Below are 17,504 nucleotides of genomic sequence, written 5' to 3'. Positions count from 1 at the left end.
CAGTTCGGCCGTTCGCGTTGTTAGCTGGCGCGCATCGGCCTCAGCGCTTCGCTCCAGCGGAACAGCTCGTCCAGCATGGTCCTGGCCCCGCCGAGCACCTGCTCGCTGGGCAGGAAGGCGCCGGTCTCGTCGAGCAGCTTCTGGTACATCGGCAGCGCCACGCCTTCCGGAATCGGCATGACACCGACGGCGGTCAGCAACGGTTTGACCGCCTGCGCCGCTCGCAAACCGCCGGAGACACCGCCGTAGCTGAGGATGGCGGCCGGCTTGTATCGCCATTCCCTGAGCAGGTAGTCGACCGCGTTGACGATCGCGGGAGCGGTGAAATAATTGTACTCCGGCGCCACGAAGACGAATGCGTCGGCGGCGTCGATTGCCTTCGACCACGCTTTCGTGTGGCTGTTTTCGTATTTGCCGAGTCTCGGATGATGCGGCACGTCCAGCACCGGCAGGTTGAAGGCGGCGATGTCAGTGAGCACCGGCTCGAATTTGCCATGCTCGCGCGCAAAGCTCTCCAGCCACTTTGCGAAAGCGGGTCCGGCGCGGCCCGGCCGCGTGCTGCCGATGATGACGTTCAACTGGTGCTTCAAGGCAGGCTCCCGCCGGTTCTGACATCTGTGGTGCTGCCACCTAAGACACGCAGCCGGACACAGCAAGCAGGCACTTTCCGGTGCCCCGGTCACATTCCAGAGAGCGGATGCATCACCTTGTCGTCCGCTCACATGGACGCCTGCCTTGCCCGCCACTACATTGAGGTGTCAGCGGAGCAAGTCATGGACAGTCAGCCCGTCCCCTTCGTCCCGCCGGCGCCGAAGCCGCGCACCGCGCCGCCCTCGACGCTGGAGATGATCCGCATCGTCTACCGCAATCCGCTCGAACTGTGGGGCGAGCCGACCTACAACGAGCCCTGGATTTCGGTGACCGGCATCGGCGGGCCGCTGGTCATCGCCAACGACCCCGGTCTCATTCGCCACGTGCTGGTCGATAACGCCAAGAACTACAAGATGGCGACCGTTCGCCAGCTGATCCTGCGGCCGATCCTGCGCGACGGCTTGCTGACCGCCGAGGGCGAGGTGTGGCGGCGTTCACGCAAGGCCATGGCGCCGGTGTTCACGCCGCGCCACATCTTCGGCTTCGCCGAGCCGATGCTGAAACGCACGCTCGAATTCGTCACCCGTTACGAGCAAGGTGGCACGTTCGACATCGCTCACGACATGACGCTGCTTACCTTTGACATCCTGGCCGAGACGCTGTTTTCCGGTGAGATTTCAGGCGAGCCGGGCAGCTTTGCCAAGGAGATCGACCGCCTGTTCGAGACCATGGGTCGGGTCGATCCGCTCGACCTGTTGCGGGCACCCGATTGGCTGCCGCGTCTGACCCGCATCCGCGGCCGCAAGACAATGGCCTACTTCCGCAAGATCGTCACCGACACGGTGCAGATGCGCGAGGCGCGGTTGAAGCGTGATCCGGACACGGTGCCGCAGGATTTTCTCACGCTGCTGTTGAAAGCGGAGGGACCGGGCGGGCTGACCCGGGCCGAGGTCGAGGACAACATCATCACCTTTATCGGCGCCGGCCACGAGACTACGGCCAGGGCGCTCGGCTGGACGCTCTACTGCCTTGCCGAAGCGCCGTGGGAGCGCGAAAAGATCGAGCACGAGATCGATGCCGTGCTGGCGCGTGAGCCCGACCCGACGAAATGGCTCGACGCCATGCCGCTCACCTGTGCCGCCTTCGAAGAGGCGCTCAGGCTCTATCCGCCGGCGCCATCGATCAACCGCGAACCGATCGAGCCCGAAACCTGGAACGGCCTCTACATACCGCGACGTGCCGCGGTGCTGGTGATGCCGTGGGTCGTCCACCGCCATCGCAAGCTGTGGGACCGGCCCGACGCCTTCATGCCGGAACGCTTCCATCCGGGAAACCGCGAGAAGATCGACCGTTTCCAGTATTTGCCGTTCGGCGCCGGGCCTCGCGTCTGCATCGGCGCCAGCTTTGCCATGCAGGAGGCAATCATCGCGTTGGCGATCATGCTGTCGCGCTACCGTTTCGACGCGACCGCGGAAACCCGCCCCTGGCCGGTGCAGAAGCTGACGACGCAGCCGCAAGGCGGCCTGCCGATGCAGGTCACCCGGCGCGCCTCGTAGGCAACCGACGTCCGTTTGTATTATGCGGCGGACTTGCGTTGGAACTGGCCGGCGGCGCGGTAGCGCCAGAGATAGCTGGGCAGGATGGTTCCGATCGACCGTGGCTGGATCCCGAGGCCGGCGAGCGTCCGGTTGTCCTTGACGGCGGCTTCCGACACGACATTGTGCTGGCGCAACAGCAGGACCTGGTCCTTGGTCAACAACGGATTGGGCAACAGCCCGAGAATTGATGCCTGGAGGTTCGCCAGCCACCATGGCACGGGCAGCAAAAACCGCTTGCGTTCGATGATGATAAGCAGCTGTTGCATGCATTCCTTGAAGGTAAGCACTTGCGGCCCGCCGAGTTCATATATCCGGCCGCCCTGGACCTTGCCGTCGACCGAATGCGCCACCGCTTCGGCGACGTCGCCGACATAGACCGGCTGGAATCTCGTCTGCCCGCCGCCGATCAGCGGCAGCACCGGGGAAAAGCGGGCCATGTTGGCAAAGCGGTTGAAGAAACCGTCCTCTGGCCCGAAATTGATCGATGGCCGCAAGATCACGGCGTCTTGGACCGTCTCCAGAACGGCCTTTTCGCCGAGCGCCTTGGTACGCGCGTAGTCCGATTGCGCGTGGAGATCCGCTCCCAGAGCCGAGATGTGGGTGAGGCCGGCGCCGACGGCGCGCGCCGCTTCAGCGACAGCGCGCGCGCCGAATTCGTGGACGGCAGTGAATTTCTGCCGGCCGGCCTCATGCGCGATCGCCACCAGATTGACGACATGGTCCGCGCCTTGCACGGCGCGGTCGACCGACCAGCGCACCCGGACATTGGCCTGCACCGGCTGGATCTGCCCGACATTGCCGAGCGGCTGCAGGTGGCCGGCGAGATCGGGCCGACGGCAGGCAACCCGGATGCGGTAGCCGCGCTTGGCCAGCGCCCGCACGACATGACGACCGACAAAGCCGGAGCCGCCGAACACGACGACGAGCTTTGGGGTCTGCAGGATTTCGGTCATGGCTGGCTCCGGCGGGCTATCCAGATGGTTTGGTTTGAAGCCGTTTCATAGTCGGTTTCGCGCCAAAGGCAAAGGGTGACCATCGGTCGCCCGGCATTGTTGAAGCATGATTTCCAGTATCCGTTGGAAACGGCAGAAAACCCGCCGACGCCGGGCTTTAGGGTAACTCCATTCGGGACAGGAACCTTTGTTCCGGCCGGCGATTTTAGGATGTATGGTTTGATTCCGAATGGAGGATATTGCCGATGACGACAAAACGCGTTGCGATCTTCGCTCTGGCTTTCGCAACAGGCTGCAGCATTGGTGCCTCGGCATTCGCGGCAAACCGGCATCACCACCAAGCTCAACCCGAACGCTACGTTCCGGCCAACGGCAACATCATCGACATTCTGTTCGGTGGCCCGCGCTACTATGACAACCACCTGTTCACGACGGCCGCCGAACCCTGCTCCTACAACAGGGTAGGGCCGGACGCGAATGCGGCGAACGTCATCAACGATCATTATTGCGGGAAGTAGGCTCGCGCTGCCGGATCGGCAGGCGTTCTCAGCCGCTCATCGGACAAACGAATTTCTTCAGGACGAATAGCGGGCGGCGAATTCGGAAATGCGCTGCACCACGGCTTTCGGCGCGCTTATGCCGCGCGCCGCCGCCTTCTCCGCGGCCTCGGCCCGGGCACGCCCCGGCACATGCACGCCATAGCGCCGCCGCAGCCGGTCGAGTTGATCCTTCATCCGCTTTTCGAAGTCCGGATCGAGCAGCTTGGGCTCGACGGCAAGCACGAACAGGCCGGTCCCCGGACTGTCCGGCCCGCCTCTGAACCATGGCGCATCGAGCGACCAGTTGGCGCCCGACAGGCCCGCAGCCAGCACCTCGACCATCAGCGCGATGTTGGCGCCGCGCTGGCCGCCGAAGGCAAGCATGGCGCCCTTCATTGCAGCTGCCGGGTCCGTGGTCGGATTGCCGCTCGCATCCAGTGCCCAGCCTTCGGGTATCTTCTTGCCGTCCTCGGCCGCCTTGCGGATGTTGACGAAGGCGGTGGCGCTCGACGATTGGTCGATGACCAGCGCCGCCCCGTCCGCGGCGGGTGCCGCAAAGGACATCGGGTTGGTGCAGTAGACCGGCTTGACCGAGCCCGAGCCGGCAAGCATGGCCGGGCCGTTGGTGGCGGCGAACGACACCAATCCCTGCGCGGCCAGCCTTCCGGTGAAATAGCCGAGCGCGCCGCACGTATAGGCATTCTTCTGCGAAAAAATCGCGACGCCGAACAGCCGCGCCGCCTTGGCGAGTTCATCGATCGTGCGGTCGAAACCGGTATGCGCCAGTCCGCCGCGCGCATCGGAGAGATAGACCGCGAGCGCCGGCCTGGTGATCACCGGATCGGCGTTGCCGTCGATGCGGCCGGCTTCCAGCGCTTCGAGATAATCGATGAAGTGCGACAGCCCAACGGTCGACAGTCCTTCCGCCTCGGCCGCGACGATCGAGGCAGCCAGCGACTGCGCCGCCTCTTCGTTGGCGCCAGCGCCAAGTGCGGCCATCCGGCACAGCCCTGTCGCCTGGTCGAGACTGAGTTGCATCGTAGCTGCCCTGAAATTTCAGCGAGTAGCGAATAGGGAGTAGCGAGTAGGGAAATCAGCAAAACTATTCGCTATTCACTACTCCCTATTCGCTAACCGATCTTGTTCGGAATCCGCGCCTCGATCTTGCCCAGGGTGAAGACGAGAATGCCGGTGATCGCCATATAGATCAACGCCAGGAGCAGCAAGGGTTCATAGGTGAGGTAGGTATCCTGACGCACCTTTGAAGAGACGGCGAATATGTCGATCACGCTGATGGTCGCCACCAGCGGCGTCGATTTCAGCTGCAGCACGATTTCGCCCGTCAGTGTCGGCAGCGCGCGGTAGAAGGCCTGCGGCAGCCAGATTCGCCGGAAAATCCTCCAGCGGCTCATGCCGAAGGCGCGGGCGGCTTCCAATTGGCCTTTCGGTACGCCGGCAAAAGCGCCTCGCATCACCTCGCCCTCATAGCCGGCGAAGGACAGCGTCAGCCCGAGCACGCCATAGGGCCATGCCTGCCTCAGATAGGGCCACATCCAGGACTCGCGAATCCATGGATATTGTGGAAACAGCGAGCCCAGCCCGTAATAGAGCAACCAGAGCTGCAGCAGCAGCGGCGTTCCCCTGATGACCGTGCAGAAGGCCTTGGCGGGCGCCGCGAACCAGAAAGAGCCTGCGGCTTGTGCCAGTCCGAGCGGCATGGCGAGCAGGAAGCCCAGCGTGCAGGTGACGGCAAGAATCCACAGCGCGCGCCAGATGCCGAGCAATCCCATCCCGTAATATTTCGGCAGCCAGTCCCAGCGCATGAAGACGGCCGCCGCCAAAACCAGCCCCAGCGCGATCAGGATCAGCGCGATACGATGCGGCTTCAGCCACAGCGAAGCGCGTGCGGCTATCTCGACGGCCGCTTCGCCAGTCATCGCCGGGCCAGCCATCACCGGGCCTCCTTGAGCGACGGCATGCCGCGGCGGGCCCATGTCTCGATGCGGCCGATGATCAGGTTCGAAACCAGCGTCAACAGAAGGTAGATCGCGCCGGCGGCGATAAAGAATGTCAGATAGGCTTTGGTCACGCCGGCCGCCTGCCGTGTCGCCAATGTCAGCTCGAAAAAGCCGACGACCGCCAGCAGCGCTGTGTCCTTGGTGGCGATCAGCCAGAGATTGGCAAGGCCGGGTATGGCGAACGGCAGCATCGCCGGCAGCGTGATGCGCCGCAGCAGCAGGCCGGGAGACATGCCATAGGCGCGCGCGGCTTCGATCTGGCCCTGCGGAATGGCGAGGATCGCGCCGCGGATCACCTCGGTCGAATAGGCGCCCTGGACGAAGCCGAGCACGGCAATGCCGGCCGCCAGCCCGCTAATGTCCATACGCTGATAGCCCGTTGCCGTCAGCATCTGATTGATCAGGTCGGTGCCGGCGTAATAGAGCAGAAGGATCAGCACCAGCTCCGGCACGGCGCGCACGACGGTCGTATAGACTGCCAGGAGATCGCGCACCACCGGACCACCATACAGCTTGCCGGAGGCGCCGCCGATGCCGATCAAAAGGCCGAGACAGGTGGCGCCGACCGCAATCTCGATCGTATGGAGCAGCCCGACGATGAGCGTTCCACCCCAGCCCGGCGGCACGGGCGAGAGAAGCGCGATGGCAGAGGCGGCCCAAGCCGGAACAAATGCGTCGATCAGCGTCGCCCTCGAATTGCTGGCGCTAAAACCGCCGGCGATTTCCGCCCGCGGAAGCTCGCGTCGATGGATTTCGACCAACCACGCGGCTCTATCGGGGCCGCGTGGTTAATCGCTCATGGATGAGGCCGTCAGTTCGACTGCGTGTCGGAGCCGTAAATATCAAAGTCGAAGTACTTCTTCGAAATCTCGTCATATTTGCCGTTGGCGCGGATGGCCTTGATACCGGCGTTGATCTTTTCCTTCAACTCGGTGTCTTCCTTGCGGACGCCGGCGCCGACGCCGGGCCCGAGAATGGCCAGATCCGGCGCGACCATGCCTTTCAGATCGCAGCATTGCTTGCCCTGGTCCGATTTCAGGAAGGCGTCGAGGGCGATGGAATCGGCCTGCACCGCGTCGACCCGGCCGGCGGCAAGATCCTGGTTGGCCTCGTCCTGGGTCTGGTATTCCTTGATTTCCGCCGCGTCGGCGAAGTGCTTCTTGGCGTAGTCGGCGTGTACGGTCGAGACCTGGACGCCGATGATCTTGCCCTTGAGGTCCTCCGGTGTCGAGCCGAACTTCTGGTCCTTCGGCCCGATGATCGCAGTCGGGGTGTTGTAATATTTGTCGGAGAAGTCGATCGTCTTCTTGCGTTCGTCGGTGATCGACATCGAGCTGGCGATGACGTCGATCTTCTTGGTCGTCAACGCCGGGATGATGCCGTCCCAGGCGACCGGCGTGATGACGCAGTCGAGCTTCTCTTCGGCGCAGACAGCGTCAATGAATTCGATTTCCCAACCGACCCATTTGCCGGAAGCATCCGGCGAGGTGAACGGCGGATAGGGCTCGGCAGCGACACCGATCTTGACCGGATCGGCCTTGGCCACGCCCATGGCGGCAACGCCAACCAGCAGCGCTGCGGCAAAGGTCTTGAGAATAATCTTCATCGTCATGACTCCCAGTTTTGTTGTTGTTCCCGGTTTTCGTCCGCCCACAGTTTAACTGATGTTGCGGATGAACTGCTTCAGCCTTTCGGATTTTGGTGCGCCGAAGATCTGTTCCGGCGGCCCTTCTTCCTCGACCAGCCCGTTATGGAGGTAAACGACGTGCGTCGCGACCTCGCGGGCAAACTTCATCTCATGGGTGACCAGCACCATGGTGCGGCCTTCGCGCGCCAGGTCGCCGATCACCTTCAGCACCTCGCCGACGAGTTCCGGGTCGAGCGCCGAAGTCGGCTCATCGAACAGCATGACGCGCGGATTGATGGCCAGCGCCCTGGCGATCGCGGCGCGCTGCTGTTGGCCGCCCGACAGATAGGCAGGATAGACGTCGCGTTTTTCGGCCAAGCCAACGCGGGCGAGCAATTTTTCCGCCTCGCCGATCGCCACATCGCGCTTGACGCCGAGCACATGCACGGGAACCTCGATGACGTTCTCGATCAACGTCATGTGGCTCCACAGATTGAAGTTCTGGAAGACCATGCCAAGCTTGGAGCGGATGCGTTCGATCTGCTTGCGGTCTGCGGGCACGGTGTGGCCGTAGCTGTCGGCCTTCAGCTTTATCTCTTCGCCATTGACCCGGATAATGCCGCTGGTCGGGTTCTCCAGGCAGTTGATGCAGCGCAGCAGCGTCGATTTGCCCGAGCCGCTGCCGCCAATGATGGCGATCACCTCGCCATCGCGCGCCGACAGCGAAACGCCCTTCAATACATGCAGCTTGCCGAAATTCTTGTGCAGGTTCTCGACGTGGATGGCTTCGGCGGCGCCGTTCTGCGCCGTATGCTTCAGGGCGGTGGCCGGCGCTGTCATCGTCGCGGTGCCCCGCGGAGCAGCCGAGGCAGTCCTTGCTGGAATTTTTTACCCATTACCCGTCACTGGACAGCGTTCCGATTCTCAAGATGGACCGTTCCGCTTGTCTCCGTCAACCGCAGTTTTTTGGACCATTGATCACCGCCTGCCGAGTGGCTATTGGCAGGAGGGGCGCGTTTCAGGAGAATTTAGTGGGCAAAGCATACGGGTCGCAGTCGATGGCCGGGACGCTGCAGCGCGTGCTGATGCGCTCCGCTGCCGGCGCCATGCGTCGGGCCGAAGCGCTGGAGTGGCACTATGGCCCCGGCTTCAATCCGCAAAAAGCGGCGGTCCAGCATGATGCGCTGGCCAGGCTGATTTCGGCCTCAGGCGCCGAAATCGAATGGCTGAGTGACGCCGACGACGGGCTTGCCGATTCGGTTTTTACCCACGATCCCTCGCTGATGACCGATCATGGCGCGGTCATCCTTGCCATGGGCAAGGCGCTGCGCCGGCCCGAGCCCAGCCTCCACGAGGCAGCCTATGGGCGCATGGGCATCCCCGTCCTCGGCCGAATCGAGGCTCCCGGCCAGGTCGAGGGCGGCGACTGTGTGTGGGTGGATGCAAACACGCTGGCCATCGGCCGCGGCGTGCGCACCAATCAGCACGGCATCCAGCAGCTCTCCAACCTGCTTTCACCCAAGGGCATCCAGGTCTATGGCTTCGACCTGCCGCTCTGGCAGGGCGAGGAGGCCTGCCTGCACCTGATGTCGGTGATCAGCCCGCTCGCAGACGATCTGGCGCTGGTCTATGCGCCCCTCCTGCCGGTCGCCTTCCACCAGATGCTGCGCGAACGCGCCATTCGGCTGGTCGAGGGCGACGCCGACGAATTCTTCGCCTCGAATGGGCTCAGCCTCAACGTGCTGCCGACCGCGCCGCGCCAGGTTATCGCCGTTGCCGGTTTTCCGAAGACGGCGGCTGCCATGCAAGCCGCCGGCTGTACGGTCTCGACATTCGAGGCCGATGCGCTGTGCATTGCCTGCGAGGGCGGCCCTACCTGCCTCACGCGCCCGGTGTTAAGACAATGACGACCATCGGCGAAGCGCTCATCACCTTGCTCGAAGCGCACGGCGTCGACACCGTCTTCGGCATTCCCGGCGTACACACGGTCGAGCTCTATCGCGGGCTTGCGCGATCGAAGATCCGTCACGTCACGCCGCGCCACGAGCAGGGCGCCGGCTTCATGGCTGACGGCTATGCGCGCGCCAGCGGCAGGCCGGGTATCGCCTTCGTCATCACCGGGCCGGGGCTGACCAACACCATCACCGCCATGGGTCAGGCGCGCGCCGATTCGGTGCCGATGCTGGTGATCTCGGGCGTCAACGCCACGCCGACGCTGGGCAAAGGCCTTGGCCATCTGCATGAACTGCCGGACCAGCGCGGCATGATGGAGAAGGTGGCGCTGTTTTCGCACCGTGTCACCGAGGCCGGCGAACTGCCCGGCGTGCTCGCCCGCGCCTTTGCGCTGTTCTCATCCTCGCGTCCGGGTCCCGCGCATATTGAGATCCCGACCGATGTCATGACCATGCCGGCCAACGGCATCGTGCCGCTGCTGCGGAATTCAGCGCCGCCCGAGCCGGATGTAGCGGCGATTGCCGAGGCGGCAAGGCTATGCGCGTCTGCCCGCCGGCCGCTTATCCTTGCCGGCGGCGGCGCCAAAGCTGCCGAAGCGCCGTTGCAGCGCCTGGCCGAGAGGTTGGGAGCGCCGGTCGTCCAGACTGCCAATGCGCGCGGCCTGCTCTATCGCCATCCGCTTGGCGTGCCGGCCAGCCCCAGCCTGAAGGCGGTGCGTGCGCTGATGGCCGGCGCCGACCTGGTCATTGCCGCTGGCACCGAATTCGGTCCGACCGACTATGATGGCTATGGCAACGGCGGTTTTGTCCTGCCTGCCAATCTGATCCGCATCGACATCGGCGCCGACCAGCTTGCCCGCCGGCCGGCTCGGATTTCGATCCAGGCCGATTGCGGTGCAGCGCTCGAGGCGCTGCGTGCCGAACTCGGCACGGGCCAGGCGCAATCGGTCGACGGCGCCGCTCGCGCCGCCGCGACGCGGCAAGCGGCCTTTGCCGAGATCGGCCCGGCTATGCAGGCGCAATTGCGCGCCGTCGAGACGATCCGCGATGCGCTGCCTGGCGCGATCATCGTCGGCGATTCGACCCAGCCGGTCTACGCCGCTAACCTCTATTACGATCACGACCGGCCGGGCGGCTGGTTCAACGCCGCCACCGGCTTCGGCGCGCTTGGCTATGGCCCGCCGGCGGCGATCGGTGCCGTCCTTGCCAGGCCTGAGGCGCCGGTCGTTTGCCTCACCGGCGACGGCGGCTTCCAGTTCACCCTGCCGGAACTGGGCGCCGCGCTCGACGCGGCGGCGCCGGTGATCTTCACAGTCTGGAACAATCGTGGCTACCGCGAGATCGAAACCTCGATGCTCGACGTCGGCGTCGAGCCGGTCGGCGTCTCCCCGGCACCGCCGGATTTCTGCAAATTGGCCGAAGCCTACGGCATTGCCGCCGAGCGGATTTCCGGCACCGGCGGCTTGGCGGACGCGCTTGGGCGCGCGCGGGCGACTGCACGACCTTACGTCATCGAGATTTCGGTTGAGTGATCGCGCGAAAGGCGCGACCTTCCGCATCGGCGGCGCGCAATGACGGAGCGGTCGAATATGACGGAAACACTGGACGGCAGACATATCGTGGTGACCGGCGGCACCGGTGCTCTTGGCGGTGCGGTCGTAGGGAAACTGCTGGAGCAGGGCGCGATCTGCCATGTGCCCAATGCCCACGCTGCCGCGCCTGCGCATTTTCCCTTTCCGGCGCATGACCGCGTCAGGCTGGCGCACAATGTCGACCTTGCCGACCCTGCCAAGGTCGACGCCTTCTATGCCAGCGTTCCAGATTTATGGGCATCGGTGCATCTTGCCGGCGGCTTCACCGCGGCGCCGGTCGAGAAGATCGAACCCGCCTCCTTCGCCGAGATGATGGACACCAATGCCCGCACCACCTTTCTGTGCTGCCGCGCCGCGATACGCTCGATGCTGGGATCTTCCGTGCCGGGCCGCATCGTCAATGTCACCGCGCGAGCCGGGCTCGATCCGCGGCGCGGCTCCGGCAAGGTGGCCTACGCCGCCGCCAAGGCGGCAGTCGCCGCGATGACCGTGGCGATGGCCGAAGAGCTGAAGGGCAACGGCATTCTGGTCAATGCCGTGGCGCCCTCGACGCTCGACACGCCGGCCAACCGGGCTGACATGCCGAACGCAGATTTCAGCAGATGGGTCAGCCTTGAAGCGGCCGCCGAGGCCATTGCCTACCTTGCCTCGCCGGCCAACATGGCGATCAGCGGCACGCTGGTGCCACTCTACGGCCGGGCCTGAGCCTGCGGTCCGTCGCAAGCAAAGGTCACAAGCAAAAGCCCCGCCGGATCGTTCCGGCGGGGCTATTTGTTTCGTTTATAACCCGCGCGAGGCGCGGTATTGGCTTAGCTGCCCTGCTTCTTCAGCGCGGCACCCAAAATATCGCCCAGCGAAGCGCCGGAATCGGTTGAGCCGTACTGAGCGACCGCTTCCTTCTCTTCGGCGATTTCCAGCGCCTTGATCGAAACCTGCAGCTTGCGGGTCTTCTTGTCGAAGGCGATGACGCGGGCGTCGACTTTCTGGCCGACGGTGAAGCGCTCGGGGCGCTGCTCGTCGCGGTCACGGCTGAGGTCGGAGCGCTTGATGAAGGTCTCGATGCCGCTGTCGACCAGCCGCACTTCCAGACCGCCATCCTTCACGCCGATAACCTCGCAGGTGACGACTGCGTTCTTGCGCAGTTCGCCTGACGTCGCTGCTTCGCCGACCGTGTCCTTGGCCAGCTGCTTGATGCCGAGCGAGATGCGCTCCTTGTCGATGTCGACGTCGAGCACCTGCGCCTTGACCATGTCACCGCGATTGTACTCTTCGATCACCTGCTCGCCCGGACGGGTCCAGTCGAGGTCGGAAAGGTGGACCATGCCGTCGACGTCGCCTTCGAGGCCGATGAACAGGCCGAACTCGGTCTTGTTCTTGACCTCGCCCTCCACCTGGCTGCCGACCGGATGGCTGCGCGCGAAGGCCTCCCACGGGTTCTCCAGCGTCTGCTTGAGGCCGAGCGAGATGCGGCGCTTGGCCGGATCGACTTCGAGCACCACCACGTCGACTTCCTGCGTCGTCGACAGGATCTTGCCGGGATGCACGTTCTTCTTGGTCCACGACATTTCCGAAACGTGGATGAGGCCTTCGATGCCCGGCTCCAGCTCGACGAATGCGCCGTAGTCGGTGATGTTGGTGACGGTACCCTTGATCTTCTTGCCGATCGGGAACTTGGTGCCGATCTCGGACCACGGATCGCTCTCGAGCTGCTTCATGCCGAGCGAGATGCGGTGGGTTTCCTGGTTAATGCGGATGATCTGCACCTTGACCGTCTGGCCGATATTGAGGATTTCGGTCGGATGGTTGACGCGGCGCCATGCCATGTCGGTGACGTGCAGCAGGCCGTCGATGCCGCCGAGGTCGACGAACGCACCATAGTCGGTGATGTTCTTGACGACGCCTTCGACCACCTGGCCTTCTTCGAGATTCTGCACGATTTCCGAACGCTGTTCGGCGCGGCTTTCCTCAAGCACGGTGCGGCGCGACACCACGATGTTGCCGCGGCGGCGATCCATCTTGAGGATCTCGAAGGGCTGCGGGTTGTGCATCAGCGGCGAGACGTCGCGGATCGGGCGGATATCGACCTGGCTGCGCGGCAGGAAGGCCACGGCACCGTCGAGGTCGACGGTGAAGCCGCCCTTGACCTGGTTGAAGATGACGCCTTCGACGCGTTCGCCCTTGGTGAACTTCTCTTCGAGACGGACCCAGCTCTCTTCGCGGCGGGCCTTTTCGCGCGACAGCATGGCTTCGCCAAGCGCGTTCTCGATACGCTCGACATAGACCTCGACCGTGTCGCCGACCTTGAGCGTCGTGTCCTTGCCCTTGACGCCGAATTCCTTCAGCGGCACGCGGCCTTCGACCTTGAGGCCGACGTCGATGATGGCCATGTCCTTCTCAATGGCGGTGATGATGCCCTTGACGACCTGGCCTTCGCCGGAATGGCCGGCGGAAAATGATTCTTCGAGCAGGCTCGCGAAATCATCGCGAGTGGGATTTGCAACTGACATAGTTTCTCCTGGAATGCCCCGCAATCTGTCGCGGGGCGGGCGCCGTGGGTTAGCGTTGCGTTGGCCTGCCGGCGTTCCGGGCAAAAGCCCTTGGCCGCCCTTGAGCGGCAATTCCGGCGCATGAAGAATGCTGACAGGCTGGTTCATGCCCGATATGGGAATTCTTTTTGTCGCCGGCAATCGGCGGCGGCAGGAAAACCCGGCTCAGGCTTCGTTTCTCTTGGCCAGGACATCGTCGATGATCGCCCGAGCTGCCAGAAACGCGGCTTCTATAGCCATTTCCGACGTGTCGAGCAAGTGCGCATCGGCGGCCGGCTTCAAGGGTGAGTCCATGCGGCCCATATCGCGCTCGTCGCGGCGCACGATATCGGCAAGGATTTCGTCGAAATTGGCAGTGCCGCCGATGCTCTCGATTTCATCCAGCCGCCGCTTTGCCCGCACCTCGGCACTTGCCGTGACATAGAGTTTTACGTCGGCATCGGGACAGACGACGGTGCCGATGTCGCGGCCGTCGAGCACCGCGCCAGGCGGTGTTCTTGCGAAGTCGCGCTGTTTCTCGACCAGGATGCGCCGCACCGACGGGATCACTGCCACTTTCGAAGCCGCCTCGCCAACGGCGTGTGCCGAAAGCACTGCGCGGTCGAGCTTTGCCAGATCGACCTGCCGGGCCGCGGTTTCAGCGGCCGAAACATTGTCGAGCGGCAGGCCGAGCCGGAGCAGCGCATGCGCCACCGCGCGATAGGTAAGGCCGGTATCGAGCAGGTTCAGCCGGTAATGGTCGGCGAGCCGTCGGGCGAGGGTGCCTTTGCCGGCGCCGGCAGGGCCGTCGATGGCGATGGTGAAGGTTGGGGTCATTGGCCGCCCACCGGAATCGAAAAGCGCAATGATCCAGATAGGCGTGGCGATCCTTCGCGCCCCCCTCTGTCCTGCCGGACATCTCCCCCACTCGGGGGGAGATCGGCGGCCATCGCGGCTTTCGCCAATTGTCTACGTCGCAGGATTGAGCGGAGCGCCGAAGCTGCCAATCTCCCTCCTTGTGGGGGAGATGTCCGGCAGGACAGAGGGGGGCGCTGTCCCGCCGACGTTCCAGTTTGGCCCCAACCCCCAAGGCTATTGATTGCCATCAAGCTACTCGATCTCCGCCCCAAGCCCCTTCATCAGCCCCATAAACTCCGGAAAACTCGTTGCGATCATCGCCTGATCGTCGATGGTCACCGGTTTTTCCGTCGCCAGCCCCATCACCAGAAAGCTCATGGCGATGCGGTGGTCGAGATGGGTCTGGACGATGGTGCCCTGTCCGTTGGGATGCTGGCCGAGGCCCTTGCCGCCGGGTTTTCCGCGCACGACAAGCGAGGCCTCGCCCTCGGTGCAGTCGACGCCGTTGAGCTTCAGCCCGTTGGCGACCGCCGACAGCCGGTCGGATTCCTTCACGCGCAGCTCTTCCAGCCCGAGCATCAGCGTTTCGCCCTCGGCGAAGCTCGCCGCCACGGCAAGCACCGGATACTCGTCGATCATGGTCGGCGCCCGTTCGGGCGGCACGGTGACGCCCTTCAGCTCGGAATAGCGCACGCGCAGATCGGCGACATCCTCGCCGCCTTCGTTGCGCGGATCGATTATGTCGATGCGCGCGCCCATTTCCTGCAGCGTCAACAGAAGTCCGGTGCGGGTCGGGTTCATCAGCACGTTTTCGATTGTAATGTCCGAGCCGGGCACGATCAGCGCCGCCACCAGCGGGAAGCCGGCCGAGGAGGGGTCGCCAGGCACTGCGATCGTCTGCCCCGTGAGCTTGGCCTGGCCTTCGATGAAAATGTGGCGCACGCCGCGCTCGTCGGTCTCGACCGACAGATTGGCGCCGAACCCCTTGAGCATCTTTTCGGTGTGGTCGCGCGTCATAACCGGCTCGATGACGGTGGTGATGCCCGGCGTGTTCAGCCCAGCCAGCAGCACCGCCGACTTGACCTGTGCCGATGCCATCGGCACGCGGTAGGTGATCGGAGCGGCGTGCTTGGGCCCGTGCAGCGTGATCGGCATGCGGTCGCCGGGCGTCGCCTTCAGCACCTGCACGCCCATCTGGCGGAGCGGCTCGAGCACCCGGCCCATCGGCCGGCCGGACAGCGAGGCGTCGCCGATGAAGGTGGTTTCCATGTCATAGGTGCCGACCAGGCCCATGGTGAGGCGTGAGCCGGTGCCGGCATTGCCGAAATCGAGCGGGCCTTCCGGCTGCAGCAGCGCGCCGTTGCCGGTACCGCGGATCACCCACTCAGCGCCATGCTTCTCGATATGGGCGCCCATGGCCTTCATGGCAACGCCCGTACGCATCACATCCTCGCCTTCCAGCAGCCCGGTGATGCGGGTTTCGCCGGAGGCCAGGCCACCGAACATGAACGAGCGGTGCGAGATCGACTTGTCGCCCGGCACCCGTGCCGCGCCTGAAAGGCCAGATGATTTGCGGGCGGTGGCCTGCTTCGGGGCGGCAGTGTGCGACATGGTTCTTTCCTGGAAACGCCGGCGGTCGGCCATTTTCTGCTGGTTTGCGGGGTCTCCTATCATGGCGTGCCGAAATGGTCATCCCCTTGGTATGAAGGCCTTCGAATTCAAGCTTTTTGGGACGCCGGCTTTTCGCTTTGACAGCGCCGTAAACTCTGGTTAAGGGGACCAAACTTTCATCGACGAGGCTTGCTGTGGCAAAACCCGAACTTGGCACCAAACGCATCGACCCGGAGACAGGTCGAAAATTCTATGACTTGAACAAGGACCCGATCGTCTCGCCTTACACGGGCAAGAGCTATCCGCGCTCCTATTTCGAAGAAGGCAAGATCGCCGCCCTCGAGGAGGAAGAGGAAGTTGCCGAGAAGGAAGTGGACGCCGAGGAGGAAGAGGGCGTCGAGGTCGTCTCGCTCGAAGAGGCGGACGAGGACGCGAAGGCCGACGAGCTTCCCGATCTCGGCGATGACGAAGACGACGTTGACCTTGGCGATGACGAGGATGACACGTTCCTCGCCGACGAGGAGGAAGAAGACGACGACGTTGCCGACATGATCGGCGTCGGCGAAGACGACGACGAAGTCTGAGCGAACCGCATTCGCCGGCTTTCGCGGCGCTGCTTAGAAAAAGCGGTTCTTGAAGGCTTGATATTGACTGAAGGCGGGGTTAGAAGCCGCCTTCACTAACGGCGCGGTCTAGAACCCGCGCCGGATCTCTTCGCCGGAAACGGCGCCGGTGAACTGCCGGAGTGGGGCCATAGCTCAGTTGGGAGAGCGCTTGAATGGCATTCAAGAGGTCGTCGGTTCGATTCCGATTGGCTCCACCAGTTCTCTCCGCGAAAATCAGCAGAACGGCCGCCCCGCCCGCCGGGCTGGCCGCCGCCTATCGCAGAACCTAGCTGAGACTAGTTAATCGGCCGCCCGGCTTGGGCTCGCCGATCCATTCAGAAGTAATGAGCCCGTGCCCGGTCTGTGCATATTTCTGGCTGTGGTTTGAACCGCGAGCACCGGTCTGGACCAGGCCGCGGGCTGAAATGACCGCTGCGCAAAACTCCGTTACTTGTTGCAGTTCTGCATATCCGACGTCATAGCGCCGCTGGGTGTGTTGTTGTCGGTATCGCTGCCCGCCGTATCCTTGCAGCGATCCTCCATACCGTTTGTCTGCGGCGTGGTAGCGTTCGTTGCGTTCGGATCGATTGTGTTCGGGGTAGTTGCGCTGCCGGTCCCGGTGTTGCCGCCGGAAGTGCCTGTGTTGACGCCGGTATTGCCATCGGCGCTACCGGTCCCGGAGCCCATGGATTGTGCCATGGCAGATGTGGCCAGGCCGATAGCAAGTAGGGATGCAGAGAGAATTTTCATCATCTTAGTGTCTCCATCGAGTTGCATCGCTGGATCGCGATCTATACCAACGAGAGTTTTTTCGAGATGTTCCGTTGGGCAGAAATATTGATCGATACAATCATTATGGATCTTTGTTGCTCGTCGTTTCGTGAATGCGGCTGCGAAATTCCTGCCGCATAGCGGCAATTTCGTCTGGAACCAAATCGAGCATGCCGCGTTCTTGCGCTTGCGGGGAGTTGTGTCGGCCGCAGGGGACAGTTTCACCGGGACATTCAAGAAATCCGTGAGCTGGGAGGGGCGCTG

Annotated in this window: 17 protein-coding genes and 1 tRNA gene; 7 read left to right on the top strand and 11 right to left on the bottom strand. The window is 63.7% G+C overall.

What is annotated here, in order from left to right; all coding sequences use genetic code 11:
- Positions 1–20: 20 nt before the first annotated feature.
- On the bottom strand, positions 21–590 hold the full coding sequence (locus NKH67_RS13990) for an NADPH-dependent FMN reductase (protein ID WP_353031161.1): 570 nt from the start codon (positions 588–590) through the stop codon (positions 21–23).
- Between the two features lie 183 nt (positions 591–773).
- On the opposite strand from NKH67_RS13990, the gene NKH67_RS13985 reads away from it, so the two are divergent.
- Positions 774–2,147, top strand: coding sequence for a cytochrome P450 (locus NKH67_RS13985; RefSeq protein WP_353031159.1), 1,374 nt, complete (start codon positions 774–776; stop codon positions 2,145–2,147).
- Positions 2,148–2,167: 20 nt separating this feature from the next.
- Here NKH67_RS13985 and NKH67_RS13980 read toward each other — a convergent pair whose 3' ends face one another.
- Entirely contained in the window at positions 2,168–3,142 is a 975-nt protein-coding gene (locus tag NKH67_RS13980; protein ID WP_352681475.1) for a complex I NDUFA9 subunit family protein, read from the bottom strand.
- A 245-nt stretch (positions 3,143–3,387) separates the two neighbouring features.
- On the opposite strand from NKH67_RS13980, the gene NKH67_RS13975 reads away from it, so the two are divergent.
- Positions 3,388–3,660, top strand: a complete 273-nt coding sequence (locus NKH67_RS13975; protein WP_352454720.1) for a hypothetical protein — start codon at positions 3,388–3,390, stop codon at positions 3,658–3,660.
- Positions 3,661–3,717: 57 nt separating this feature from the next.
- Here NKH67_RS13975 and NKH67_RS13970 read toward each other — a convergent pair whose 3' ends face one another.
- From NKH67_RS13970 to NKH67_RS13950, 5 genes are all read right to left on the bottom strand, one after another.
- Positions 3,718–4,719, bottom strand: a complete 1,002-nt coding sequence (locus tag NKH67_RS13970) for an Ldh family oxidoreductase (RefSeq protein ID WP_352681473.1) — start codon at positions 4,717–4,719, stop codon at positions 3,718–3,720.
- A 92-nt stretch (positions 4,720–4,811) separates the two neighbouring features.
- Positions 4,812–5,618 (bottom strand): ABC transporter permease, encoded by an 807-nt coding sequence (locus tag NKH67_RS13965; RefSeq protein WP_352470176.1) that lies wholly within the window; start codon positions 5,616–5,618, stop codon positions 4,812–4,814.
- Positions 5,619–5,632: 14 nt separating this feature from the next.
- On the bottom strand, positions 5,633–6,298 hold the full coding sequence (locus NKH67_RS13960; RefSeq protein WP_352470177.1) for an ABC transporter permease: 666 nt from the start codon (positions 6,296–6,298) through the stop codon (positions 5,633–5,635).
- 212 nt (positions 6,299–6,510) lie between these two features.
- On the bottom strand, positions 6,511–7,305 hold the full coding sequence (locus tag NKH67_RS13955; protein WP_352469896.1) for a transporter substrate-binding domain-containing protein: 795 nt from the start codon (positions 7,303–7,305) through the stop codon (positions 6,511–6,513).
- A gap of 51 nt (positions 7,306–7,356) precedes the next feature.
- Positions 7,357–8,166, bottom strand: a complete 810-nt coding sequence (locus NKH67_RS13950) for an ABC transporter ATP-binding protein (RefSeq protein WP_023676274.1) — start codon at positions 8,164–8,166, stop codon at positions 7,357–7,359.
- Positions 8,167–8,384: 218 nt separating this feature from the next.
- Here NKH67_RS13950 and NKH67_RS13945 point away from each other — a divergent pair, with 218 nt between their 5' ends.
- The 3 genes from NKH67_RS13945 to NKH67_RS13935 are packed head-to-tail and all read left to right on the top strand — an operon-like array spanning position 8,385 to position 11,575.
- Positions 8,385–9,233, top strand: a complete 849-nt coding sequence (locus NKH67_RS13945) for a dimethylarginine dimethylaminohydrolase family protein (protein ID WP_352681569.1) — start codon at positions 8,385–8,387, stop codon at positions 9,231–9,233.
- Positions 9,230–10,810 (top strand): 5-guanidino-2-oxopentanoate decarboxylase, encoded by a 1,581-nt coding sequence (locus NKH67_RS13940; protein ID WP_353031157.1) that lies wholly within the window; start codon positions 9,230–9,232, stop codon positions 10,808–10,810. The genes NKH67_RS13945 and NKH67_RS13940 overlap by 4 nt, the downstream gene beginning before the upstream one ends.
- A 57-nt stretch (positions 10,811–10,867) precedes the next feature.
- Positions 10,868–11,575 carry an SDR family NAD(P)-dependent oxidoreductase gene (locus NKH67_RS13935; RefSeq protein WP_352625129.1) on the top strand — a complete coding sequence of 236 codons (708 nt, stop codon included), beginning with the start codon at positions 10,868–10,870 and terminating at the stop codon, positions 11,573–11,575.
- A 104-nt stretch (positions 11,576–11,679) separates the two neighbouring features.
- Here NKH67_RS13935 and rpsA read toward each other — a convergent pair whose 3' ends face one another.
- The 3 genes from rpsA to aroA form a co-directional block, all read right to left on the bottom strand.
- On the bottom strand, positions 11,680–13,377 hold the full coding sequence (rpsA, locus tag NKH67_RS13930) for a 30S ribosomal protein S1 (protein ID WP_023676278.1): 1,698 nt from the start codon (positions 13,375–13,377) through the stop codon (positions 11,680–11,682).
- A gap of 204 nt (positions 13,378–13,581) precedes the next feature.
- Positions 13,582–14,232, bottom strand: coding sequence for a (d)CMP kinase (cmk, locus tag NKH67_RS13925; protein WP_352681469.1), 651 nt, complete (start codon positions 14,230–14,232; stop codon positions 13,582–13,584).
- A 273-nt stretch (positions 14,233–14,505) separates the two neighbouring features.
- Positions 14,506–15,864: a 3-phosphoshikimate 1-carboxyvinyltransferase gene (gene aroA / locus NKH67_RS13920; protein WP_352681467.1), complete on the bottom strand. Its 1,359-nt coding sequence runs from the start codon at positions 15,862–15,864 to the stop codon at positions 14,506–14,508.
- A 194-nt stretch (positions 15,865–16,058) separates the two neighbouring features.
- Between aroA and NKH67_RS13915 the strand changes: the two genes are divergently transcribed.
- Positions 16,059–16,448: a TIGR02300 family protein gene (locus NKH67_RS13915; protein WP_023676282.1), complete on the top strand. Its 390-nt coding sequence runs from the start codon at positions 16,059–16,061 to the stop codon at positions 16,446–16,448.
- 163 nt (positions 16,449–16,611) lie between these two features.
- Positions 16,612–16,687 (top strand) — tRNA-Ala (locus NKH67_RS13910).
- A gap of 229 nt (positions 16,688–16,916) precedes the next feature.
- Here NKH67_RS13910 and NKH67_RS13905 read toward each other — a convergent pair.
- Entirely contained in the window at positions 16,917–17,465 is a 549-nt protein-coding gene (locus tag NKH67_RS13905; protein WP_352469899.1) for a hypothetical protein, read from the bottom strand.
- Positions 17,466–17,504: the final 39 nt, after the last annotated feature.

The organism is Mesorhizobium sp. M0968 (assembly GCF_040319065.1).
GTDB lineage: Bacteria > Pseudomonadota > Alphaproteobacteria > Rhizobiales > Rhizobiaceae > Mesorhizobium.
This window is presented reverse-complemented; position numbering and strand designations above follow the sequence as displayed.

Coding starts and splice junctions, on each gene's coding strand:
- NKH67_RS13985 (WP_353031159.1), top strand. CDS start 774: ATGGACAGTCAGCCCGTCCCCTTCGTCCCGCCGGCGCCGAAGCCGCGC.
- NKH67_RS13980 (WP_352681475.1), bottom strand. CDS start 3,142: ATGACCGAAATCCTGCAGACCCCAAAGCTCGTCGTCGTGTTCGGCGGC.
- NKH67_RS13975 (WP_352454720.1), top strand. CDS start 3,388: ATGACGACAAAACGCGTTGCGATCTTCGCTCTGGCTTTCGCAACAGGC.
- NKH67_RS13970 (WP_352681473.1), bottom strand. CDS start 4,719: ATGCAACTCAGTCTCGACCAGGCGACAGGGCTGTGCCGGATGGCCGCA.
- NKH67_RS13965 (WP_352470176.1), bottom strand. CDS start 5,618: ATGACTGGCGAAGCGGCCGTCGAGATAGCCGCACGCGCTTCGCTGTGG.
- NKH67_RS13955 (WP_352469896.1), bottom strand. CDS start 7,305: ATGAAGATTATTCTCAAGACCTTTGCCGCAGCGCTGCTGGTTGGCGTT.
- NKH67_RS13950 (WP_023676274.1), bottom strand. CDS start 8,166: ATGACAGCGCCGGCCACCGCCCTGAAGCATACGGCGCAGAACGGCGCC.
- NKH67_RS13945 (WP_352681569.1), top strand. CDS start 8,385: ATGGCCGGGACGCTGCAGCGCGTGCTGATGCGCTCCGCTGCCGGCGCC.
- NKH67_RS13940 (WP_353031157.1), top strand. CDS start 9,230: ATGACGACCATCGGCGAAGCGCTCATCACCTTGCTCGAAGCGCACGGC.
- NKH67_RS13935 (WP_352625129.1), top strand. CDS start 10,868: ATGACGGAAACACTGGACGGCAGACATATCGTGGTGACCGGCGGCACC.
- rpsA (WP_023676278.1), bottom strand. CDS start 13,377: ATGTCAGTTGCAAATCCCACTCGCGATGATTTCGCGAGCCTGCTCGAA.
- cmk (WP_352681469.1), bottom strand. CDS start 14,232: ATGACCCCAACCTTCACCATCGCCATCGACGGCCCTGCCGGCGCCGGC.
- aroA (WP_352681467.1), bottom strand. CDS start 15,864: ATGTCGCACACTGCCGCCCCGAAGCAGGCCACCGCCCGCAAATCATCT.